At 64.7% G+C, this 21,045-nt stretch carries 20 protein-coding genes; 2 read left to right on the top strand and 18 right to left on the bottom strand.

What is annotated here, in order from left to right; genetic code table 11:
- Positions 1–302: 302 nt before the first annotated feature.
- Complete coding sequence (locus ACWIQA_RS00750) at positions 303–2,138, bottom strand: ABCB family ABC transporter ATP-binding protein/permease (RefSeq protein ID WP_448581152.1); 1,836 nt, start codon at positions 2,136–2,138, stop codon at positions 303–305.
- A gap of 90 nt (positions 2,139–2,228) precedes the next feature.
- Between ACWIQA_RS00750 and ACWIQA_RS00745 the strand changes: the two genes are divergently transcribed.
- Positions 2,229–2,885 (top strand): MBL fold metallo-hydrolase, encoded by a 657-nt coding sequence (locus ACWIQA_RS00745; protein ID WP_448581151.1) that lies wholly within the window; start codon positions 2,229–2,231, stop codon positions 2,883–2,885.
- 9 nt (positions 2,886–2,894) lie between these two features.
- On the opposite strand, the gene ACWIQA_RS00740 is transcribed toward ACWIQA_RS00745, so the two are convergent.
- Genes ACWIQA_RS00740 through ACWIQA_RS00715 form a run of 6 tightly spaced genes read right to left on the bottom strand, consistent with a single transcriptional unit; the run spans position 2,895 to position 8,525 of the window.
- Positions 2,895–3,953: a PA0069 family radical SAM protein gene (locus ACWIQA_RS00740; protein ID WP_448581150.1), complete on the bottom strand. Its 1,059-nt coding sequence runs from the start codon at positions 3,951–3,953 to the stop codon at positions 2,895–2,897.
- A gap of 40 nt (positions 3,954–3,993) precedes the next feature.
- The gene (locus tag ACWIQA_RS00735) at positions 3,994–4,980 is read right to left on the bottom strand and encodes a magnesium transporter CorA family protein (protein ID WP_448581149.1); all 987 of its coding nucleotides are present in this window, start codon (positions 4,978–4,980) and stop codon (positions 3,994–3,996) included.
- 41 nt (positions 4,981–5,021) lie between these two features.
- Positions 5,022–5,408: a hypothetical protein gene (locus ACWIQA_RS00730; protein WP_448581148.1), complete on the bottom strand. Its 387-nt coding sequence runs from the start codon at positions 5,406–5,408 to the stop codon at positions 5,022–5,024.
- Positions 5,405–5,944: a molybdenum cofactor biosynthesis protein B gene (gene moaB / locus ACWIQA_RS00725; RefSeq protein ID WP_448581147.1), complete on the bottom strand. Its 540-nt coding sequence runs from the start codon at positions 5,942–5,944 to the stop codon at positions 5,405–5,407. The genes ACWIQA_RS00730 and moaB overlap by 4 nt, the downstream gene beginning before the upstream one ends.
- The gene (locus ACWIQA_RS00720) at positions 5,944–7,764 is read right to left on the bottom strand and encodes a lytic transglycosylase domain-containing protein (protein WP_448581146.1); all 1,821 of its coding nucleotides are present in this window, start codon (positions 7,762–7,764) and stop codon (positions 5,944–5,946) included. Before ACWIQA_RS00720 ends, moaB begins: the two co-directional genes overlap by 1 nt.
- Positions 7,761–8,525 carry a uracil-DNA glycosylase gene (locus ACWIQA_RS00715; RefSeq protein ID WP_448581145.1) on the bottom strand — a complete coding sequence of 255 codons (765 nt, stop codon included), beginning with the start codon at positions 8,523–8,525 and terminating at the stop codon, positions 7,761–7,763. Before ACWIQA_RS00715 ends, ACWIQA_RS00720 begins: the two co-directional genes overlap by 4 nt.
- Positions 8,526–8,656: 131 nt before the next feature.
- Here ACWIQA_RS00715 and ACWIQA_RS00710 point away from each other — a divergent pair, with 131 nt between their 5' ends.
- On the top strand, positions 8,657–10,288 hold the full coding sequence (locus ACWIQA_RS00710) for an electron transfer flavoprotein-ubiquinone oxidoreductase (protein WP_448581169.1): 1,632 nt from the start codon (positions 8,657–8,659) through the stop codon (positions 10,286–10,288).
- A 135-nt stretch (positions 10,289–10,423) separates the two neighbouring features.
- Here the strand turns inward: ACWIQA_RS00710 and ACWIQA_RS00705 are convergent, their stop codons facing one another.
- The 11 genes from ACWIQA_RS00705 to ACWIQA_RS00655 all read right to left on the bottom strand — a co-directional run bounded on the left by ACWIQA_RS00705 (position 10,424) and on the right by ACWIQA_RS00655 (position 21,028).
- Entirely contained in the window at positions 10,424–11,191 is a 768-nt protein-coding gene (locus tag ACWIQA_RS00705) for a GNA1162 family protein (protein WP_448581144.1), read from the bottom strand.
- Positions 11,192–11,201: 10 nt separating this feature from the next.
- Positions 11,202–11,627 carry a DUF4810 domain-containing protein gene (locus ACWIQA_RS00700; protein WP_448581143.1) on the bottom strand — a complete coding sequence of 142 codons (426 nt, stop codon included), beginning with the start codon at positions 11,625–11,627 and terminating at the stop codon, positions 11,202–11,204.
- Positions 11,624–11,932 (bottom strand): hypothetical protein, encoded by a 309-nt coding sequence (locus tag ACWIQA_RS00695; RefSeq protein ID WP_448581142.1) that lies wholly within the window; start codon positions 11,930–11,932, stop codon positions 11,624–11,626. The genes ACWIQA_RS00700 and ACWIQA_RS00695 overlap by 4 nt, the downstream gene beginning before the upstream one ends.
- Positions 11,933–11,944: 12 nt before the next feature.
- Positions 11,945–12,790, bottom strand: a complete 846-nt coding sequence (locus ACWIQA_RS00690; protein WP_448581141.1) for a CsgG/HfaB family protein — start codon at positions 12,788–12,790, stop codon at positions 11,945–11,947.
- A 123-nt stretch (positions 12,791–12,913) separates the two neighbouring features.
- Positions 12,914–13,789, bottom strand: coding sequence for an oxygenase MpaB family protein (locus ACWIQA_RS00685; protein WP_448581140.1), 876 nt, complete (start codon positions 13,787–13,789; stop codon positions 12,914–12,916).
- A gap of 116 nt (positions 13,790–13,905) precedes the next feature.
- Entirely contained in the window at positions 13,906–15,783 is a 1,878-nt protein-coding gene (sppA, locus tag ACWIQA_RS00680; protein WP_448581139.1) for a signal peptide peptidase SppA, read from the bottom strand.
- Positions 15,784–15,811: 28 nt separating this feature from the next.
- Positions 15,812–16,954, bottom strand: coding sequence for an acyl-CoA dehydrogenase family protein (locus ACWIQA_RS00675; protein ID WP_448581138.1), 1,143 nt, complete (start codon positions 16,952–16,954; stop codon positions 15,812–15,814).
- A 97-nt stretch (positions 16,955–17,051) separates the two neighbouring features.
- Positions 17,052–18,095 carry a CaiB/BaiF CoA transferase family protein gene (locus ACWIQA_RS00670; protein WP_448581137.1) on the bottom strand — a complete coding sequence of 348 codons (1,044 nt, stop codon included), beginning with the start codon at positions 18,093–18,095 and terminating at the stop codon, positions 17,052–17,054.
- Positions 18,092–19,279: a CaiB/BaiF CoA transferase family protein gene (locus tag ACWIQA_RS00665; RefSeq protein ID WP_448581136.1), complete on the bottom strand. Its 1,188-nt coding sequence runs from the start codon at positions 19,277–19,279 to the stop codon at positions 18,092–18,094. Before ACWIQA_RS00665 ends, ACWIQA_RS00670 begins: the two co-directional genes overlap by 4 nt.
- A gap of 37 nt (positions 19,280–19,316) precedes the next feature.
- Complete coding sequence (locus ACWIQA_RS00660) at positions 19,317–20,489, bottom strand: acyl-CoA dehydrogenase family protein (RefSeq protein WP_448581135.1); 1,173 nt, start codon at positions 20,487–20,489, stop codon at positions 19,317–19,319.
- Between the two features lie 29 nt (positions 20,490–20,518).
- Complete coding sequence (locus ACWIQA_RS00655) at positions 20,519–21,028, bottom strand: MaoC family dehydratase (protein ID WP_448581134.1); 510 nt, start codon at positions 21,026–21,028, stop codon at positions 20,519–20,521.
- Between the last annotated feature and the right edge of the window lie 17 nt (positions 21,029–21,045).

The raw sequence follows: 21,045 nt of genomic DNA, 5'->3' as shown, positions 1-21,045 counted from the left end.
CCAGCAAGGGCGTGCTCGCTCAGAAGACCACGGGTGCCCGCACTCGGCCAGTGGTGGGAGTTGGCAAGGCCCTGAGGCGAACAAGGGGTCGCACAAGGGGGCGAACACGGGGGCGAACACGGGGGCGAGAAGGCAAGAGGGGGCGGGTTGCAGGGCGGGGGGCGCCCTGCGAGCGAGGGGTCGAGGATGTCGCTGCACGCACTCTGGAAGCCTGCCGCAGTTTCCGTCGCGGTCGGCTTTGCCGTGGGCTTCCTCCTGGTCTGGAACGCGCTCGTCTGAGCCCCGCCAGAACCCGCCTCGGCTCAGAGCCCAGCCGTGCCGGCATCGGCGTGCTCTGCCGCCTGCAAGTCCCACATCGCCCGGTAGCTGCCGTCTTGCGCCAGAAGCATGGTGTGCGTTCCCTCCTCTACAATCCGGCCATCCTCCAGCACCAGGATCCAGTCCGCATCGGCAATCGTTGAAAGCCGGTGAGCGATGACAATCGTCGTCCGGCCCGCTCCGGCAGCCAGCAGGGCATCGGCAATGTCCGCCTCGGTCGCACTGTCGAGCGCACTTGTCGCTTCATCGAGAATGAGGATGGGAGGATTCTTGAGGATTGCCCGGGCAATGGCCACGCGCTGCTTCTCACCACCCGAAAGCTTCAGGCCGCGTTCGCCAACCCGGGTTTGAAGCCCCTCAGGAAGCTTGCGCACAAAGCTGTCAAGCTGCGCTGCCCGGACAGCCTCATCGATTTCAGCGGGAGTTGCCCCCTGCCGGCCATAGCCGATGTTGAACCCGAGCGTGTCATTGAACAAGACCGTATCCTGGGGCACGATCCCGATCGCCTCCCTCACGCTCTTTTGCGTGACAGCGCGAATGTCCTGCCCGTCGATCCGGATCGCACCCGATGTCACATCGTAGAACCGGAACAAGAGGCGCGCCAGCGTCGACTTGCCTGCCCCTGACGGTCCCACAATCGCGATCCGGCTGCCCGGGGACGCAGTGAAGCTCACTCCTCTGAGGATGGCCCGCTCTGGTCCATAGCTGAAGCGGACATTCTCGAAGACCACTTCGCCGCGGGATACCCTGAGCGCCGGGGCCCCGGGTGCGTCCGTCACTTCCGCTGGCGTATCAAGAAGCTGGAACATGGCCGCCATGTCGATGAGGCCCTGTCGCACTTCGCGGTAGACCATGCCGAGGACATCGAGCGGCCGGAACAGCTGCAGCAGCAGCGTCTGCACCAAAATAATGTCTCCAGCCGTGAAGCGGCCATCGCGCCAGCCAATGACAGTCCAGGCCATGGCCCCGCCGAGCATCAGCGTCGTGATCGCCGCCTGGCCGATGTTGAGGACGGCGAGCGAATTTTCGGTCTTGAGCGCTGCTTCAGCGTAGGCCCGGCTCAATTTCGCATAAGAGGCCGCCTCACGCTCCTCGGCATTGAAATATTTGACTGTCTCGAAGTTGAGCAGGCTGTCGACTGCCCGGCCCGACGTCTCGCCGTCGAGCTCGATTGAGCGGCGCCGGAGCTCCGTCCGCCACGCTGTCACCTTCCAGGTGTAGACACCATAGAGTCCAACCATGGCGAGCGTTGCAACGGCAAGCAAAGGCCCGATCCGTATGGCAAAGATGGCAGCAACTGCGACCAGCTCAATGATGACGGGCGCCAGGCTGAACAAAAGAAGATAGAGCATGGTGTCGATCGACTTGGTCCCGCGCTCGATCACCTTGGCGAGCGAACCCGTGCGCCGCTCGAGATGGAAGCGCAGCGACAAGGCGTGGAGATGGCGGAACACTTCAAGCGCAAGCGTGAGCCAAGCCTCTTGCCCAACCCGCTCGAAAACGACATTGCGCAGATTGTCAAAAAACGTCGCACCCAGCCGGGCGAGCGCATAGGCGGCAACCAGGCCGAGCACGAGCGTGGCAACCTCGTTGCGTGCTGGCGCCTCCGCCATGCCATCGATGATCGCCTTGAGCGCAAATGGCATCGACAGCAGCACCGCCTTTCCTGCCACCACCAGCAAGAGCGCGGCCACCACCCTGGCCTTGAGGTCGGGGCGTCCGGCTGGCCAGAGATAGGGCAGGAAACGGTAAAGGCTCGAAAGATCGGCAGTGGTCGTGGGAACCACAGCGGCCGGAGTGTCCGGGTCAGGGGGGCGCATGCCCCGTCCATGCCCGAGCCATGCCAGCAAAAAAAGCCGCATCGAAACGCCGGGGTGGACGCCGCCGGCCGGAAGCCCCACATGCGCGGCATGTCAACGCCCCCGCTCCAGGCCGTCATCGTGCCGGTCACGCCGCTCCAGCAGAATGCGACTCTTCTGTGGTGCACCAAGACCATGCGGGGTGCCTTCACCGACCCTGGCGGCGATCTCGACCGGCTTCTTGCAGTCGCGCGCGAGAAGGGCGTCACCATTGAAAAACTGCTGGTCACCCACGGTCACATCGACCATTGCGGCCAGACCGGTGTGCTTGCCCGCCGCCTCGGCGTGCCGATCGAGGGTCCCCACCCGGATGATCGCTTCTGGATCGAGCTCAACCCGGCAGTGGGGGCCCAATATGGCGTCCCAGGCGCTGAAGCCTTCGAGCCCGACCGCTGGCTCTATGATGGCGACCAAGTGACCGTCGGCAACCTCGTCCTCGATGTCTATCACTGCCCCGGCCACACGCCAGGCCATGTCGTGTTCCACCATCCGCCCTCCAAGCTCGCAATCGTGGGCGATGTGCTCTTCCAAGGCTCGGTCGGCCGCACCGACTTTCCAAAGGGCGATTTCGCAACCCTGGTCCGCAGCATCACCAGCCGGCTCTGGCCGCTTGGCAATGACACTGTCTTCATCCCTGGCCATGGCCCGGTCTCGACCTTCGGCCGTGAACGCGAGACCAACCCCTTCGTCGGCGACGCCGTGCTCTGAACGCAGCCGCTAGAACAGGCGGAGCTGGCGTGCGTCTGCCGGCGGCCGGAACAGGTCGGTCCGCAGGTTCCAGCTACGCGCCCCAAGGCCGTGGACACGCCGCAGCCGGGCAAGGCGCGCAGCAAGGAGCTCGGCCCACGGCCCCTCTCCCCGGAGCCTGCTCCCAAACCGCGGGTCATTGAGCCGGCCCCCGCGCATGGCCCGAATCGCGCCCATGACCCGCTCGGCACGGTCTGGCCGATGATGCTTGAGCCAGGCTTCAAAGAGCGGCGCCACTTCATGCGGCAGCCGCACCGGCATGGCAGCCGCGGCGCAAGCTCCGGCCGCAGCTGCTGCATCAACGATTGCTTCCAGCTCATGGTCGTTGAGACCCGGGATCATTGGCGAGGCAGAAACGGCGACGGGAACACCTGCGGCCGCAAGCGCGCGGATTGCCGCCAAGCGCCGATGGGGCGCTGCCGCGCGCGGCTCCATCACGCGTGCCAGTGCCGGGTCAAGGGTTGTGACCGAGAGCATCGCCATCGCAAGGCCATGCTTCGCCAGCTCGGCAAAAAGCGGCAGGTCGTCGAGGATGCGCGCTGACTTGGTCGTCACTGAGAGCGGATGGCGAGTCTCGCAGCACAGTTCGAGCACTGCACGCGTAATCCGGAACCGGCCCTCGATCGGCTGATAGGGGTCAGTGTTGGTGCCAAGCGCAAGCGGCCGCGGGCGATAGCCGGGCCGGGCGAATTCCTTGCGCAAGAGCGCTGGGCCATCTGGCTTGGCAAACAGCCGGCTTTCAAAGTCGAGCCCCGGTGATAGCCCATGGAAGGCGTGGGTGGGGCGGGCGAAACAATAGATGCAGCCATGCTCGCAGCCGCGATAGGCGTTGAAGCTCACGTCAAAAGGAATATCGGGGCTGTCGTTGCGCGTAATCGCCGTGCGCGGCCGCTCGATGGTGACTTCGGTCTTGCGCGGCTGCTCTTCACCAGCCGCCTTGAGCCAGTCCAAATAGTCGCCCGCAAGCGCACGCTCTGGGTCCTTGAAGCGGACAGACAGGGAATTTCCAGTCGCACCACGACGGGCCATAAATGGAACATAGCAGGAACAAAGCGCCCTGCAAGCCGCTCTAGAGCCAGCCCTTGCGCTTGAACCACAGATAGGGGACGACTGCTGCCAGCACCATGAGCCCAATGGCCCAAGCGTAGCCGAGCTTCCATTCCAGCTCCGGCATGTAGGTGAAATTCATGCCATAGATCGAGGCAACCAAGGTGGGGGGCAGGAACACGACTGCTCCCACCGAGAAGATTTTGATAATGGCGTTCTGTTCGATCGAGATCCGGCCCAGCGCTGCATCAAGCAGGAAGCCGACATTGGCAGAAAGATAGGAGGCATTCTGGTCGAGCGAGGCAATGTCGCGCGCTACCGACTTCAGCTCCTCGCGGATCTGCTTCTCCTGTCGCAGCTCCGGCTCCCGCGACGGTACCGCAAGGAAGCTCGACATCCGCATGAGCGTCTGCAGCGAATCATGCACTTTGTTGAGAACGAAGTTCACTTGGCCGATCCGGCGCAAGATGATGGTGAGGTCATCGGTGGAAAGCCGCCGCCCCGAAGGCGTGCGCAGCGCAAAGACCGTGCCGTTGAGGCTGTCGATCTCGGTTGCCATCCGCTCGAGGATGTCGGCTGTGCGATCAACAATATTGTCGAGCAGCCGGGTCAGGATCTCAAACGGAGTCCCCGGCACACCCGATTTCTCGCAGAAACCGGCAAAACTGCGGAACGGCTGTGGGTCTGAGTAGCGCACGGTTACCAGCCGCTCCGGGGTCAGGATGAAGGAGACCGGTACCGAGGTCGGGTTATCGCTGTCGATCCCGACCACCAGCAGCACGGTCATGAAGCTCGCATCACCTTCGCGGAAGATCCGGCTTGATGCCTCGATCTCGACCATGTCGGCCCGGCTTGGCAGCTCGATCCCGGTCGCTTCGCGCAGCAAGGGCCCTTCCCAGGCGAGCGGGTCGGCGACATCGATCCACACGGCGCCCTCCAGCATCTCGGGAGCGGAGTCGGCGCCGATGGCAATCCCGCCAAGCGCACCTGCGCGATAGACCTTGAGCATGGGCGCCGCCTAGCGTTTGAAATCCGCTCGCGCCAGCCGCTTCAACGCGGCGGCGGCACCAGGCCGATGGCATCGAGCACCACCGCCTGCACCACCATGACAAGAAGCCAGTGGCAGGAATCGGCGATGGCGAGCCGCCCGCCGAGGCCGCGCAGCAAGTGGGTCGAAACAATGGCAGGCAGCACGAACCCCGCCCAGATGACGACAGGGGTCAACAGCGCCATCACCTTGGCTGGCGCCTCATCAGGCGCGAGAATGAGTGCACCTGCCAAAATGGCGGCAAGCCAGGCCTCGGCCACCAGCGCAATCCCGGCTCGAGGCCAGGCCGGAAGGGCGGTGCCAAGCAGCCGCAGCAGCAACAGCCCGGCCACCAGCCCGGCCGCGGTCGCAGCAAATATCGGCCAGATGTTGAGCGCGATGTAGATCACCTTGGCGCCTCGCCCTCGCGCAGGCGCGGCATCAGCTCGACGAAATTGCAGGGCCGGTGGCGATTGTCGAGCTGCGAGGCCAGAATCCCGTCCCAGCCGTCGCGGACAGCGCCAGACGAGCCAGGCAGGGCGAAGATATAGGTGCCCCTGGCCACTCCGGCAGCCGCGCGGGACTGAATGGTCGAAGTGCCGATGGTCTGGAACGAGAGGTAGCGGAACAGTTCGCCAAAACCGGGGATCTGCTTCTCGCACACGTGTTCGAGCGCCTCAGGTGTGACATCGCGCCCGGTCACCCCAGTCCCGCCAGTTGAAATGATGCAGTCGACGGTGGGGTCATCGATCCATGCCGTAAGCGCCCGAACAATTGCCGGCACTTCGTCCCTGACAAGCGCTCGCGCGGCCAGGATATGGCCGGCGGCCGTCAGCCGCGCAACCAGCAGGTCGCCGCTTTTGTCGCTTGCAAGATCGCGGCTGTCAGACACGGTCAGAACTGCGATCCTGACTGGCAGGAACGGGCGCGCCGGATCAATCGGCATCAGCGGTCGAAGACGGGAGCGCCGGGGAAGGGAACGGCAGCAACGCCGGGAAGCCCCGGGAAGCGCGGCCAAAGATTGGCAGCGATCGCCGACAGGCTCGAGGCGGCAACTGGCCGGCCTTCGGCTTCCGCCTTCATTTCATAGAGCCAGTAGTTGCGCAGCACGACCTCAACATAGTGCCGCGTCTCGCGGAACGGGATCGATTCGATAAAGAGCAGCACATCGTTGTTGTCGCGGAGCTGGCCCGTGTTCCAGCGCCCAACCGAACCCGGACCCGCATTATAGGCAGCAATGACCTTGGGCAGAAGGCCGGCCGTGGCAGGATGATCGCGCAGCATCTCAAGATAGGCCTGGCCGAACTCGACATTGAAGCTCGGGTCAGCAAGATGGGCATCTGAGGCCGGCAGCACCAGCACGCGCGAGAGCTCGCGGGCAGTGCCCGGCATCAGCTGCATGACGCCGCGCGCGCCAGCTGGTGATCGCGCCGTGGTGATGAAGCGCGATTCCTGCAGCGCATGGGCAAAGACAAGGTTGCGATCAACGCGCCAGCCATTGACGGGGCGCCAGTCGGGGGTGGGGAAGCGCGCCGCCATCGGCGCCTTCATTCCTGCTGGCGGGTTGGCCGCAAGCCAATATTGCGTGGCAGGCAAGTCAAGTCGCGCCGCCAGCCGCAAAAGTGGCTCGTAGAACTGGCTGTCCGCCGTGCGGGCGAGATGGCGAAGCTCGCGGTCGGCAAGGCCGATCTCGCCCACTTCCATCAGCGCAACCGACCGTCTGGCACCGGGAAGGCTGGAAAGCGTGGTCCAGTCGGCAGTGATGAAATCCGGCTCGCGCCAGTCGAAGGCCGGCCGCAAACCAAGAAGCCGTGTTGCAAGAAGGCCATAGAAGCCGGTCGGGTCGGCAGAGGCTGCCACCTTCAGACGCTCAGTGACGAGCTCGGGCCGGCCGCAGCGCACATGCGCCCGCGCCGCCCAAAAGGCGCCGGACGCGCGCAGCTCGTCATTGGCATATTGACGGCCAATGGCGTCAAAATGGCGGGCAGCGGCAGCACAGTCCTGCATCCGGAAGGAGGCAAGCCCAGCGACCCAGTTGCCGAACGCGGCCCAGTCTCCAGTGCCATCAGCAGCGCGCACTGCAAGCGCCCGCGCGCCCGCATCGTCGAGCGCAATGTAGAGATCCCAGGCGCCGCGCGCTGCCCACTCGCTCTTGACCGCAGACGTGAGCTCCGGTCCATAACGATCGAGCAACATGTTGATTTCGCTGCCCTGATTGCGGCTGAGCGCAGCTCGGGCGCTGTTGCTGAACAGGATGTCGATGTCGCGCTCGCCGCGCACGCTGCGCGGCCCCATGGAAGGGGTCAGGCGCACTGGCACCAGCGCCCGCTCGCTTGCAATCGGCGGCAGGTCGAGAGCGCCTGCCCGCCGGGCAAGTGCTGCGATATCGCGCGCCTGGGGCGCGTCTGGATTGGCTTCAAGCCAGGCGATCAAGGCTTCTCGGCCAGCCCCTGCGCCGCGCCGCAGCAGAATCTGCGACTCCGCGGTTGGGTGGAGGATGCCGCGTGGCATTGCAGACAGGCTGGCCGCGGCGTGGGCAAGCCGTCCGGCGGCAATGTCACGGAAGATCTGCCGATAGGCCGCACGGCTTGCCGTACTGAGCTGCGCTGGCACGCGCATGTCGGCCGGCCGCAGCCCGGTGACCACGAGCGTCGGGATTTCCTCTTCAACGCTGGCGGGAGGCGCGCCTTGGTCTGACGGGTCCGCACTCTGGGCGAGCGCTGCAGTCCCGGCAAGGGCCATGGCGATGGCAAGAGTCCACTTCATGCCAGCCCCTTCTCGGCAAGGAGGGCGCGGAAAGCAAGGAGATCCGCCCAGGCCAATTTCTTGTCTTCTGGCCGGCGGAGCAGATAGGCGGGATTGAACGTCGCAAGTGCCAGCGCCGTGCAGCCGCCCACAACCACTTGCTGCGGGCGGCCGCGCAGCGCCGAAATGGGGGCTGCCTCGCCCGTCAGCACGCGCGCGGCCGTGGCGCCAAGCAGCAGGATTGCACGTGGCGCGAGCAGCCGCAGGTGGGCCTTCGTGAACGGCAGGTCCGCTTCGATATCCTCGGGCCGGGGGGGGCCAGGGGCCGGGCGAAGCGGTGCAACCAGCGTGATGCCACAGCGCTGCCGGTTGAGGCCGATTGAGTCGAGCATGCGATCAAGCAGCATGCCCGCTGGGCCTGTGAAGGGGCGGCCCGTCTCAAGATCGGCGGCACTCGGCGCTTCGCCCACAACGACAATCCCGCCCTCCGCCACGCCGTCGAACAGGGGGGCACCGGGCCAGCGTTTCCGGGCATAGGCGTGGAAGTCGGCAACGCTTTGGAAGCGGGCGAAATCGTCCCTGCTCTCCGGCACTCGCGGGGCGGGGCGTGGGGGCTTTGCCCTTTGCAGGGTGCCGGGCGGGTCAGCGAGGAGCCAGCTTCGCGGCCGGGCAGCGACCGGCGTGTCCACTCCGGCGAGCGCCCACCATTCAAGCACTGCCCGGACGGTTGACGCCCGGGCCTCATGATGGTCCGCCGGCAGCAGGCCCTCCCTTGCGTTCATGGCTGTGACAGTTTCGAGGCTTGCCTCAGGGGTCAATGGGCCTTTAGGTCGCGCACGGTGAGTGTCGGCGGCGATGCGACAAACGGTGGCCGCCAGCCGTGGCTGAGGAGAGGTGCGTGACTCGCGAGGCGATGCCCTATGATCTTGTCATCGTCGGCGGAGGGCCGGCTGGGCTTGCTGCGGCGATCCGCGCCAAACAGGCAGCAGCAGCAAAGGGTCTCGATCTTTCGGTCTGCGTACTTGAGAAGGGCTCGGAGATTGGCGCCCACATCCTCTCGGGCGCCGTTATTGACCCGAAGGCGCTCGATGAGCTTCTGCCTGACTGGCGACATGACGGCTGCCCGCTCGCGGACTGTCCTGTCACATCCAACCATCACTGGATTCTCACCAAATCGGGCAAGTTCGAATTTCCCCATGCGCTCATCCCGCCCTTCATGCGCAACAAGGGTACATACACGGGCTCGCTCGGCAATCTCTGCCGCTGGCTTGCTGGCAAGGCGGAAGCGCTCGGAGTCGAGATCTTCCCGGGCTTTGCTGCCGCTGAACTCCTGTTTCACGAGGATGGCGCGGTCAAGGGTGTCGCGACTGGCGACATGGGCGTCCGCCGCGATGGCAGCCATGGACCCAATTATCAGCCGGGGCTCGAGCTCCACGCCAAATATACGCTGTTTGCCGAGGGCGCGCGTGGCCACCTTTCCAAGCAGCTCATCCGCCGTTTCGGCTTGCGCGAAGGGAAGAGCCCGCAAGTCTACGGCATCGGCTTCAAGGAGCTGTGGGATGTGCCGGAGGAAAAGCATGTGCCCGGCATGGTCATCCATTCCCAGGGCTGGCCCCTAAACGACGCCTGGGGCGGTGGCTTCCTCTATCACCAGGCGAACCGTCAAATCGCCCTCGGCTTTGTGGTCGCGCTCAACTACCGCAACCCTTATCTTTCCCCGTTCGACGAGTTCCAGCGCTGGAAGACCCACCCGGCCATCCGGGCAATGCTGGAAGGCGGCCGCCGTGTTGCCTATGGCGCGCGCGCCATCAATGAGGGCGGCTGGCAGGCAGTGCCGAAGCTTGCATTCCCTGGCGGCGCCCTCATCGGCTGTGCGGCTGGCTTCGTGAACGTGCCCCGGATCAAGGGCACGCACACGGCCATGAAGTCGGGCATGATGGCCGCTGAGGCGGTGGTGGACGCCATTTCTTCCCAGCGTCAGAGCGACACGCTTGCCGCCTATGAGGCGGCCTATGCCGCAAGCTGGGTGGAAAAAGAGCTTCGCCTTGTGCGCAATACCGAGCCGTTGGTCGCCAAATTCGGCTCGGCCTTGGGCACGCTTCTGGCCGGGCTTACCATGTGGCTTGAGCATTTCGGCATCCGCATGCCGTTCACGCTCCAGCACGAGCCCGACCATGAGCAGCTCATGCCCAAGAGCCATTTTGTTCCCATCGACTATCCGAAGCCCGACGGCGTTTTCAGTTTCGACAAGCTTTCCTCCGTCTTCCTGTCGGCCACCAACCACGAGGAGGATCAGCCAGTCCACCTGAAGCTTGCCGACCCGGACCGGCCGATTGCCTATAACCTGCCACTCTATGATGAGCCCGCCCAGCGCTATTGCCCGGCAGGGGTCTATGAGGTGGTGAACTCCGCCGAGGGTCCACGCTTCCAGATCAACGCCCAGAACTGCGTCCACTGCAAGACGTGCGACATCAAGGATCCCACCCAGAATATCACCTGGGTAGCGCCTGAAGGTGGCGGCGGGCCCAATTATCCCAACATGTAAAGCCGGCCAGGGCCTTGCCCACTACGCCGCCCTCTGCACGAGTGGGTCGCCCCGGGGGATTGCCGGGCTGGGCGCCCAGGGCGTGCATGCCAGGGCGTGCATGGAGGACGAGACTCGTTTGTGAGGCACGCGGCCTCAGGGCGAGGGCGTGCCCTTTGGCACCGGCGAGCTTGCACCCGCGCTGGGTAAGGAAGCTTCCGGCCATGCGAGCGTTGGCGTGCTGGCATTGGACACGCGGCCACTCCCTGATGACGGAAAGAGCTTGGCGTTCTCGACGGCCTTGGGGGAATAGGGTCCGAAAGGCAGGCCTTGGCCCGGCGTGGTGAGCGCCTGCATATTCGCCATGTTGGCAACAGGCGTATAGTCGGCGCGGGCATTGTCGCTCGCTGCCGTGATGGCTGCAGCAACCAGGTCACCAAGGATATTGCCGGTTGATCTGCTGGTCTGGATGAAGACGGTCTTCTCATCCTGCCAGAGAAGTGCATCCGACCGTCCGTCTTTGAGGGTGTAGACGAAGCCAACCGTAATTCCGGAGGAGAAAAGGGCGTAGTTCGCTTCCCACTTGTTGATCTCGACATAGAGGACGGAGTCGGCGCTGAAGAGGCTTGCGAGCTTTGAAGTCGGCGAGCGGTGAACCAGTCCCGGGTCGGCAAGGCCGCTTTGCTCCATCAGCTTGCGGCTGGCAGTGACGGGAAACACATAATAGCCGCGCTCTGCCAGCGGCACGGTGAGCGTGGTCAAAAACAGGCTGCCGGCTTCCACCTCGTTGGTGTGGTTGATGACTGGCACCACCAGGATCGAGCGCGGGTTCGCCTGGCGAAAGGCGCTGTAGTCCTTGCCGGGAGGGGCGGTTGCACACGCCGAGGCAAGGAGCGCAAGAAGCGTGGCCGGGAGGGTGCGCATGCGGGTGTCCTCAGCGCTTGCCGGGAGGGGCGGCGGGGGTGGCCTTTTGGGGGGGTGCTCCCGGGGCTGCAGGCTGTCGAGCGCTCAGCGGGGCTGGCGATACATCTCCCATCGCAACAGCGATCAGCCGGTCCATGAAGACAGCCGACTCCGGCCATTTCGCGCGTTCCTTGCCGAACCAATCCGCAGCGCTGGCGCGATTGCCAAGGGCGAGGAGTGCAAAGCCATATTCGGCATAGAGTCCAGGGGGCACCTTGTTCTTGGCTTCGGCCGCGGAGATGATCGCAAGGAGCGCCTCGGCATATTCGCGATCACTCAGGCTGCCGCGCGCCTCAAGGAGCGCGATGCGGTTGTAATTGCCCCAGTGGTAAAGGCTCTCCGGGGTGGCGCAAGCAGCAGCGCCAAGGGCAAGGCCAAGCGCAACGGCCCGGATCACCGGGCAAAGGCCTGGGCTGGGTCGATCATGCGGCGGGATCCGCTCTGGATGAAGGCGGTCAGGCGCGTCTCGCGGCCGCCAGGGGCAACCAGGCGAACTTCACGCGTGCCGTCTGGAACCGGGATTTCAAGAGCTTTGGTGCCGCTCTTCCCGCGCAACGTGCCATCGACCCACACTTCGGTTCCAGGAAGCGTCGTGCCGATGACGAGGGCAGACACGGGGTCTGGCCGGCGAGTCTCATAGCGTGGGCTGGCACCACAGCCGGCAAGGACGAGGGCTAAGACGAGGATGGCGGATAGGCGCATCGGGTTGTGCCGTTAGCCAATGGTCACGAACAGGCTGCCCATGTCCCCGGGCGGCAGGGCTCCAGAGACGACACGGGCAATCGACCCTTCCGAGGTCTCGCTGTCGCCAAAGAAGGAAAGGATCTCAAGCGTTGCAACTTCGGTGGGCGGGAGCGGAATGTCAAAACCGGTTTGCGCGCTCCTCACTGAGCGGCTGGCCCGCATTACCTTCAGCCGGTCACCAGGGCGCAGACCCTGGCGAGAGCCGCCAGCCACAAAGACCTGCCCGCCTTCAACTGCCAGAATGTCCGAGCGCCAGGGCCGTGCCGACAGCGTGTTGACAAGTTCATCGAGCATGTCCTCGACAGCAACCGAGAGGGCCTTGTCCGTCAAAGTGCCATCGAAGCTGGCCGTGCTCCCGATGCCTAGCACGGTTCGAGTCTGGGTAGTCGCTTCGCCTTGGCCAGTCACGGAATGGAAAACGTGGCCAGTTCGAACATCCACCAGGCGGACTGCGACTTTGGCATGGGCGCGCTGCTCACGCGCCTTGTTGAGAAAGCCGCGCTTGCCATCCTCGGTGCGGCCGAACTCGACAATGGAGCCGATAATGAGCGCATCTGCGCCAACCAGCGCCCGGTTGCTGGTACCAGCGACAGCCTGCTCGCCCGTCACTCGCGCAAGATCCGGCCGCTCAAGGACAAGGAAGCGGCCGGTCTTGGCAAGATAGGCCATCAAGATGTCGGCGGCCTGCTTGCCGAGCGGGTCGAGATTCTGATCCCGAAAGAAGGTCTGGCCATACAGGGTTTCGTTGGAGAACCGGCCTACGGCAAGCTTGTGCTTGAGCCCTGCAGTCTGCGGGTTGGCAAGCGAGCTTGGCATGCTCGCCGGCCCCGCAGGCCCAGCTCCTGCCGCCTGGGAAAGGGCGGGCAGGCTCCACATGAGGGCCAAGGCGAGAGCAACGGGTCTGAGGGTCACGCGAAAATCCACAGTTGCGGCTCGGGCCTAGCGGGTGGCGAGAGCACGGTCAACCGGAGTGCGGGGAGGCTTGAGTGCCCAGCGGACCAGGGCGCCCATTCCGCCTGCGCCGGCGCGGACCAAAGGCGCTGCTGGCCCGGCCGAGCGCAAGCCGTGCATGGTGCGCGCCCATGGCGGCAGGAGATCGATTGCTGCCTCCCGAATCAGCCGGTGCGCTGGTGCCATTGCCGGCGAGGGCGGCGGGGCAGTCAGAAGCAGGCGACACACTTCCCGGGTGCGGGAGTCGGCGCGCAAATGCGGGCGTGTCCGGCGGATGAGGGCTTCAGCACCGGCCTTGGTTCCCGGCATTGGGTCAGCGCCCAGCATGCGGCTGATCAAAGCCATGTCCGCCATATAGCGCTCTTGCGCTGCAGCGCTCATGAGAGGCTCGCGGTAGCGGCGCCAGGCCTTCAGAAAGGCAAGCGCTTCGACAGCACCGACAAAGGCGAGGGTTTCCGGATCATCAGCGCGATACGGCGTGCCGTCGGGAAGCACACCGCTGACACTGGCGTGGATACGCTGGACTCGGGCAATCGCAGCTTCCGCCTGCGTCCGCGGGCCGAAGGTGGTAACAGCGATGAAGGCTGCCGTGCGCCGCAGCCGGCCGCCCATGTCGCGGCGGAAGTCGGAATGGTCCCATACACCCGCAAGCGCCTTGGGATGCAGCATCTGGAGCAGGAGCGAGGCGATCCCGCCGATCATCATGGTCGTCACATCGGCATGGACCTCAAAACAGGGGGAGTCTTTCGGCAGCAGCCGCTGGTCGAACGGCGCCGGGACCACTGCCGGCCGCGCGCTCCCGGGTTCAAGAAACGGGCGCCGGATTTCGCGTGCCAGCTGTTCGCGAATGCCCATGGCGATCATGCTGCCTCATCGCGCCCAAGGAGGGAAGGGTGCATGCGCTGGATGCCCGGGTGCATGCCCTCGGCCAGAAGACTTCGGCATTGTGCTGATTGCGACCTGCCGTTGAGCGGGCAGCATCATCGGGAGCGCGCGCTTGCGACCGCGACCAGCCGCTCGGCACTCTGCCACTGTGGTGCAGCAACCGGGCGAAACCCAGCGCAGGCCAGGCAGGCGGTCTGGATGGTCGGCCCGCGCATGGCATGAAGCGTGGCTGCAAGCGCACCGGCGGCCTGCAGCCGCTCGGCGAACACGAGCCGCCCAAGGGCATCGACCCTGGGCGCTGAGCGGGTGAACTTGCCCTGGGTGATCAGCGCTTCGAACCAGGGCCGAGGCTGGCGGAACGGCCGCAGCTGCGGCACCCCTTCAATGCCGCCAAGCTTGCCGGCCTCGGCCACTGCTGCGTCAAGCCCGCCAAGGCTGTCCACCAGCTTCAGCGCAAGTGCCCGCTGGCCCGACCATACCCGGCCCTCGGCAATCGGCGCCACTTCTGCCGGGTCGAGCTTGCGCGCTTCGGCAACGAGAGTGAGAAAGCGCCGGTAGATGCTCTCCACGCTCGTCTGGATGAGTGTGCGCGTCGGCTCGTTCAAGCCATCGATGAAGTTGGGCTGGCGCGAATAGGGCGTCGTGCCGACTCCGTCGGAAGTGATGCCAAGATCAGCAAGCGTCCGCCCAAAGGTCGGGATCAGGCCGAACACGCCGATCGAGCCCGTGACCGTCGAGGGCTCAGCAAAGATGCGCTCCGCCCCAGTGGCAATCCAGTAGCCGCCTGAAGCTGCGACCGGGCCCATGCTCGCAACCACGGGCTTGCCCTTTGCGCGTGCTGCCATGAGTGAGTCGCGAATGACGTCAGACGCCGTTGCTGAGCCGCCGGGCGAGTCGATCCGTAGCACAATCGCCTTTACCCGGCTGTCGGCGGCTGCCTCCTCGATAAGGGTGCTGACACTGTCGCCACCAGACTGGCCTTCGCTTGCCTCGCCATCGACGATGGGGCCAGCGGCATGCACGAGCGCAACCACATCGCCTTTCGCTCCTTCCTCGCCGGCAGCGGCAAGATAGCCCAGGAAGTCGATTGCGTTGAGCGTGTCCGAACGGTCAGGAGCCTTGTCGCCAGCGCCCACCACTTCCCGCACACGGGCAATGAACGCGAGCCTGGAGCCGATCCGGTTCACGAAGCCCATCTCCCTGGCGAGGGTTGCAAGGTCGGAATTGAGGCCGGAGACTCGGGCCGGCATGCTCTCAACTGCGGCCTTCACATCAAAGTCCGGCCGGGCGCGGCGGATGCCCGCCTGGTAGGCTGCCCACAGATCATCGGCGAGCATCTGGTCGGCAGCGCGCGCCTCGGGGGATGCTTGCGATCGGGTGAAGGGCTCGATTGCGCTCTTGAACGTGCCCACCCGGAACACCTCGACATCGACCTTCAGCTTGTCGAGCGCCCCCTTGAGATAGAGGCCCGTCCCGCCCGGGCCTGTCAGCAGCACGGCGCCATTGGGGTTGAGCCAGGTCTCATCGGCATGGGCAGCAAGAAACCAGCCATCATCGCCATAGGCTGTTGCATAGGCAAAGACTGGCTTTTTTTCCGCGCGGAAGCGCAAGATCGCCTTGCCAACGCCCTCGAGATTGGCAAGCCCGCCGCCCAGAAACATGTCAAGGTCAAGGACCAGCGCCTTGATGCGCTCGTCCTTGGCAGCAAGATCAATGGCGCGGATTACGTCGCGGGCTTCCGACTCGGCCAGGCGGCCGCTGTCGAGCGCAGCAAGCGCGGAAACCGGCGTCGCCTGGTCGACGAGCGTGCCCTCGAGCGCAACGATGAGGGCGCTGCCATCAGGCACTTTCACCACTGGCGCGCGGGTCGCCAGCACACCCCACAGGGCCACGAAAAACAGCAGCAGGAAAAGGAGGACGAGCGCATCTTTCACTCCCAAAAGGAAGCGCCAGATTGACCGCAGCACCGTCATGTCCAACTCCTGAACAAAGAGGCGCCGCTCAAAGGCTGCGGCCCACCAGTTCCTTCATGATTTCGCTCGTGCCGCCGTAGATACGCTGCACGCGCGCATCCCGCCACAGCCGGGCGATCGGATATTCGTTCATGTAGCCAGCGCCGCCGTGAAGCTGAAGACAGGCATCGACCACTTCCCACTGCAGCTCGGTTGAAAACAGCTTGGCGGCTGCACCCTCATAGGCATCGAGCCGGCCCGCCATGTGCCGCATGAGGGCCCAGTCGAGATGCGCCCAGCCAGCCTGCAGCTTGGCCTTGAGTTCGGCCAGCGTGAAGCGCGTGTTCTGGAAGTCGAAGACAGTCTTGCCAAACGCCTTCCTTTCCTTGGTGAAGGCAACCGCCTCATCGAACGCCCGCTGCGCGCCCCCCATCGCCGAACAGGCGATCGAAAGCCGCTCCTGCGGCAGCTGGCTCATGAGATAGATGAAGCCCTTGTTCTCCTCGCCAAGGCAATTGGTGATCGGCACGCGGCAGTCCTCGAAGAAGAGCTCGGACGTGTCAGCTGAATGCTGGCCGATCTTGTCGAGGTTGCGCCCCCGGCTGAAGCCGGGCGTGTCGGCATCGACCAGGATGAGGCTGGTCCCCTTGGCGCCCTTCTCCGGGTCAGTCTTCGCCACCACGATGACGACATCGGCATTCTGGCCATTGGTTATGTAGGTCTTGGAGCCATTGAGCACATAATGATTGCCGTCACGCCGGGCGGTGGTGCGAATCCCCTGGAGGTCGGAGCCAGCGCCAGGCTCGGTCATCGCAATCGCTGTGATGCATTCCCCCGCGATCATCTTGGGCAAATATCTCGCCTTCTGCTCATCTGAGCCATAGGCAACAAAATATTCAGCAGTGATGTCATTCTGGAGCGTAATGCCGGCTGAGGAGCCAAGATAGGCCAATTCCTCGTCGATAACGCTGTTGTAGCCAAAATCGAGCCCCAGCCCGCCATATTGCTCAGGCACATTGGGGCAGAGGATTCCCGCCTCCCCGCATTTGCGCCAGAAGTTGCGGTCAACGATGCCTTCCGCTTCCCAGCGGTCGAGGTTGGGGACCAATTCCTTGGCGAAGAATTTCCGCACCTGCTGACGGAAAGCCTCATGGTTTTCATCGAAAGCGATGCGGCGGCTGGTATCGAGCATGGGCGGAACTCCTCTCCTCCTCCGTTGCCGCTGCCTGGGCGCGGGTGCAAGCCCGTCTGATGCGCGCCTTGTCGCGCCAGCGCCGGGTTGTGCCAGCTCAGCCCCGGAAGCGGATGGCCGAGGCGAAGCGGTGGGCGCCGTCTTCGAAGACCAGCAGCCCTTCGTCCACCACGGCTGGTTGGCGCATTGCCTCAGCCAGGTCGAGCACGGGCGCAAAGGCGACGTCTCGGCCCGCAAACCAGGCCACCCATTCGTCCCGACTCCGGGTTGCGAAGGTCGCGCGAAGAAAAGCGATGAGCGGCGCATGTGCTGGCCCTGCCTCCTCGGCGGCAACGGCGACGAGATCGGGCCGGCCCAACGCCTCAAGCAGGTTTGCCGCAAACTTCGGTTCGCGCCCGCAAAGCACCACGTAGCGCCCGTCGGCACAGCGATAGACATTGTAGAAGCCGTGTCCGCCAAGCGAGCGCTGGCTGGACGAGACAACGGGCCGCCCCTCCACCACGGCCTCGCCAGCGATATGGGCAGTCCAGGGAAGAAGGCTTCCAAACATCGACAAGTCGATGAAATCGCCACGGCCGGTTCGCGCGCGGCCGATGAGCGCCATCAGCACAGCAGCACACCCCGTGAGCCCCGCCGCCATGTCAGAGGCAGGAAGCCCTGGCACCACGGGCACGCCGTCTGCGCCATCATTGACCGAAAGCGCGCCAGACAAGGCCCAGGCACCAAGATCATGGGCGGGATGGCCAGAAAGCACGCCCTCCTGCCCGAAGGCCGAAAGCGAGCAGTAGACGAGGCGCGGGTTGCGCGCGGCAACTTTCGGGTAGCCAAACCCCAGCCGCGCCATCACACCGGGACGAAAGCCTTCCACCAGAACATCGGCGCCTTCGAGAAGCTCCCACAGTGCTTCCTTGCCCGGCTCCGTCTTGAGGTCGAGCGTCAGGCAGCGCTTGCCATGGTTGAGCGTGTGGAACCAGAAGCTCCTGCCAGCTTCAAAGGGGCCCATGGCGCGGGCCGGATCGCCTCCCGGCGGCTCCACCTTCACGACTTCGGCACCATGGTCGGCGAGCATCCGGGTGAGCATCGGGCCGGGCAGGAACATCGACAGATCCACCACCCGGATTCCGGCAAGCTTGCCGCTCACACCACCCCCTTTGCGCGCAGCGCTTTGACGTCGCCTTCACCAAAGCCGATTTCGGCAAGAAGCGCTTCTGTATCTGCCCCAAGCTTGGGAGCATGGCGTGCCGGCAACCGCTCACCGTTGACGAGGATGGGGCTCGCCAGTGCCCGCATGTCTGGCCGGTCGGGGTGGGGCACGTGCTGCACCATCCCGCGCACGCGGACAAAGGCGCTGTCAAGTGCTTGTGCAAGATTGTGCACAGGTGCAACCGGGCAAAGGCCACCGAGCGCATCGACCCATTCCGCCGTTGGCCTTGTCATGAAGATGGAATCGAGGATTTCGGTCAGCGCCGGGCGGTTCTTGAGGCGGTCTGCCATGGTCTGAAAGCGCGGATCGGACTTGAGTTCCGGCGCGGCAATGGCCTCCGTCAGCCGCTCCCAGAATTTTGGCAGCTGGGCCATCACGAACAGCCAGCCGTCGGCCGTCCGGAACAGCTGCGACGGCGTGACCGAGGGGTGGGCAGAGCGCGGCGCCCGGCCCGTCTCGTAGCCCGCATTCAAGTACCAGGAGGCGGGGTAGCTGGTCTGGTGCAGCGCGGCTTCGAGCAAGGCCACATCATAGTCGCCGCCGACACCGGTTGCGCGCGCCGCCAAGATGCCGGCAAGGGTTGCCGTTGCCAGCATCTGCCCCGTCATGAAATCGACCATCGAGAGGCCGAAGCGGGTCGGCGGTGCGTCAGGCTCGCCAGTCAAGGCAAGGAAGCCGGCCTCCGCCTGCATGAGATAATCATAGCCCGGCCAGCTTTCGCGCGCATTGCCGCGCCCATAGGCCGAGGCATGGACACAGACGATCGCAGGCTTGAGCCGGCCGAGTGCCGCGTAATCGAGCCCGAGTTTCGCTGGCTGGTCGCCGCGGGCATTGTTGGTGACGGCGTCCGCGGTTGCGACCAGCCGGTGGAGGATCTCCTGGCCTTCCGCGGTTTTGAGATCGAGGGTGAGCGAGCGCTTGCAGAGATTGAAGCTCTGGTAGAACAGGCTGTCGTCAGGCCCGAGGAAGAAGGGCCCGGTTGCCCGGCTGGAGTCGCCGCCCTTCGGCGGCTCGAGCTTGATGACCTCCGCCCCCATCTGGGCCAAGCACATGGTGCCATAGGGTCCGGCGCCATATTGCTCGAGGCTGAGGATGCGTAGCCCCGCAAGCGGCAGGTTCACGGACACGCCCCTCTATCGCCCTTTGCCCCGGCCGCGATCACACGGGGTTGCGCCGGAGCCACTGGCGCGCGACGATTATCCGCTGCATCTCGTTGGTGCCCTCGCCGATGCACATGAGAAGCGCGTCGCGGTAGAAGCGCTCGATCTCATATTCCTTGGAATAGGAATAGCCACCGAAGATGCGCATCGCCTCTTCGGCATTCCGGACTGCGGCTTCGCTTGCGAAATATTTGGCCATCCCGGCTTCCATGTCGCAGCGTTCGCCGCGGTCATAGGCCTGTGCTGCGTCGAAGGTGAGGAGCCGCGCGGCGCGGGCTCGCGTCACCATCTCGCCAAGCTTCAGCTGGATCGCCTGGTGCTCGGCGATCGGCTTGCCGAAGGTCCTCCGGACCTGGGCATATTCGGTTGCAAGCCGGAGCGCGCCTTCGGCCAGCCCGACCCCGCGCGCAGCGACATTGATCCGCCCGAGCTCAAGCCCGCCAGTTGCCTGCAAGAAGCCCTGGCCTTCCACGCCGCCGATCAGCTGGTCCGCCGGGATCCGGCAGTCCTCGAACACGAGTTCCGCCGAGTCGATTGCCTTGTAGCCCAGCTTCTCGATCTTCTTGCCAACGCGAAAGCCGGGCAGGGACTTGTCAGCGATGAACAAGCTCATGCCCTTGTAGCGCGGGTTGGCCTCGGGGTCGGTCTTGACCAGCAGGGCAAAGACATGGCCCTTGATGCCATTGGAAATCCAGGTCTTGGTGCCGTTGACGAGATAATGGTCGCCATCGCGCCGCCCAGTCATGCGGATGCCCTGGAGGTCGGTGCCGGCATCGGGCTCGGTGAGCGCCAGGCCGCCGCGCAGCTCGCCTGACGCCATCTTCGGCAGCCATTTCGCCTTCTGTGCGGCCGTGCCAAACTTCTCGATGGCCATGGCGCAGATGAGGTGCGAGTTGAAGATGCCGGTCGGTGCCATCCAGAAGGAGGCAATACGAGCAACGATGTTGGCATAGGTCGTTGCCGGCAGCCCAAGGCCGCCCCATTCCTGGCTGATGGTCGCGCCAAAGAGGCCAAGCTCGGTCATCTGCCGGACTGTCTCTTCGGGCCAGATGTCGCCATGGTCGTGCGCCATGATGACCGGCTTCAGGTCGCGTTCGATCCACTTGTCGATTGCGTCCATGAGCTGGTTCTCGAACGCGGAGTCGATGGGCCTTCTGTCGGTGGGCCTCATGTCATGCGCCGTTGCCATCGCCACTCCTCTCAGCTCTCGGACGGGCCGAAGCCCTTCTTCCAGATCAGCATCGTGCGCAGGAACTCGCACACCACGACGCCATGCTGGTTCTTGCCCACCGTCTTGATGGTGACAATGCCCTGCTCGGGCCGCGTGGCGCTCTCGCGCTTCTCGATGACTTCGCTTTCGGCATAGAGCGTGTCGCCAGCAAAGACAGGGGCAGTCAGCCGGATTTCCTTCCAGCCGAGATTGGCGACCGCCTTCTGGCTGACATCCGAGACACTCATGCCAACGAGGATGGCAACCGTCAGCGGCGAGGCAACCAGCGGCTTTCCGAACTCGGTCTTCTTCGCATATTCAGCATCAAAATGCGCCGGGTGCGTGTTCATGGTAAGAAGGGTGAACCAGATATTGTCGGTCTCGGTGATGGTCCGCCCCGGGCGATGCTCATAGACATCGCCCACGGTGAACTCCTCATAGTAGCGCCCGAACGTCTCCCGGTAGCGCTGCGGCCCGACTTCAATGACTCCAGGGCGCATCCTTGCTCCTTTCCGGC

Source organism: Thermaurantiacus sp., from assembly GCF_053487655.1.
Note: the sequence above shows the minus strand (reverse complement) of the source record. Positions and strands in the feature narration are given on the sequence as shown.

Bases quoted from the DNA above. Each gene is read 5' to 3' on its own strand.
- sppA (WP_448581139.1), bottom strand. From the start codon at position 15,783: ATGACGGTGCTGCGGTCAATCTGGCGCTTCCTTTTGGGAGTGAAAGAT.
- ACWIQA_RS00690 (WP_448581141.1), bottom strand. From the start codon at position 12,790: ATGCCAAGCTCGCTTGCCAACCCGCAGACTGCAGGGCTCAAGCACAAG.
- ACWIQA_RS00655 (WP_448581134.1), bottom strand. From the start codon at position 21,028: ATGCGCCCTGGAGTCATTGAAGTCGGGCCGCAGCGCTACCGGGAGACG.
- moaB (WP_448581147.1), bottom strand. From the start codon at position 5,944: ATGCCGATTGATCCGGCGCGCCCGTTCCTGCCAGTCAGGATCGCAGTT.
- ACWIQA_RS00745 (WP_448581151.1), top strand. From the start codon at position 2,229: ATGTCAACGCCCCCGCTCCAGGCCGTCATCGTGCCGGTCACGCCGCTC.
- ACWIQA_RS00705 (WP_448581144.1), bottom strand. From the start codon at position 11,191: ATGCGCACCCTCCCGGCCACGCTTCTTGCGCTCCTTGCCTCGGCGTGT.
- ACWIQA_RS00750 (WP_448581152.1), bottom strand. From the start codon at position 2,138: ATGCGCCCCCCTGACCCGGACACTCCGGCCGCTGTGGTTCCCACGACC.
- ACWIQA_RS00735 (WP_448581149.1), bottom strand. From the start codon at position 4,980: ATGCTCAAGGTCTATCGCGCAGGTGCGCTTGGCGGGATTGCCATCGGC.
- ACWIQA_RS00660 (WP_448581135.1), bottom strand. From the start codon at position 20,489: ATGAGGCCCACCGACAGAAGGCCCATCGACTCCGCGTTCGAGAACCAG.
- ACWIQA_RS00715 (WP_448581145.1), bottom strand. From the start codon at position 8,525: ATGAACGCAAGGGAGGGCCTGCTGCCGGCGGACCATCATGAGGCCCGG.
- ACWIQA_RS00685 (WP_448581140.1), bottom strand. From the start codon at position 13,789: ATGATCGCCATGGGCATTCGCGAACAGCTGGCACGCGAAATCCGGCGC.
- ACWIQA_RS00695 (WP_448581142.1), bottom strand. From the start codon at position 11,932: ATGCGCCTATCCGCCATCCTCGTCTTAGCCCTCGTCCTTGCCGGCTGT.
- ACWIQA_RS00740 (WP_448581150.1), bottom strand. From the start codon at position 3,953: ATGGCCCGTCGTGGTGCGACTGGAAATTCCCTGTCTGTCCGCTTCAAG.
- ACWIQA_RS00720 (WP_448581146.1), bottom strand. From the start codon at position 7,764: ATGAAGTGGACTCTTGCCATCGCCATGGCCCTTGCCGGGACTGCAGCG.
- ACWIQA_RS00675 (WP_448581138.1), bottom strand. From the start codon at position 16,954: ATGCTCGATACCAGCCGCCGCATCGCTTTCGATGAAAACCATGAGGCT.
- ACWIQA_RS00710 (WP_448581169.1), top strand. From the start codon at position 8,657: ATGCCCTATGATCTTGTCATCGTCGGCGGAGGGCCGGCTGGGCTTGCT.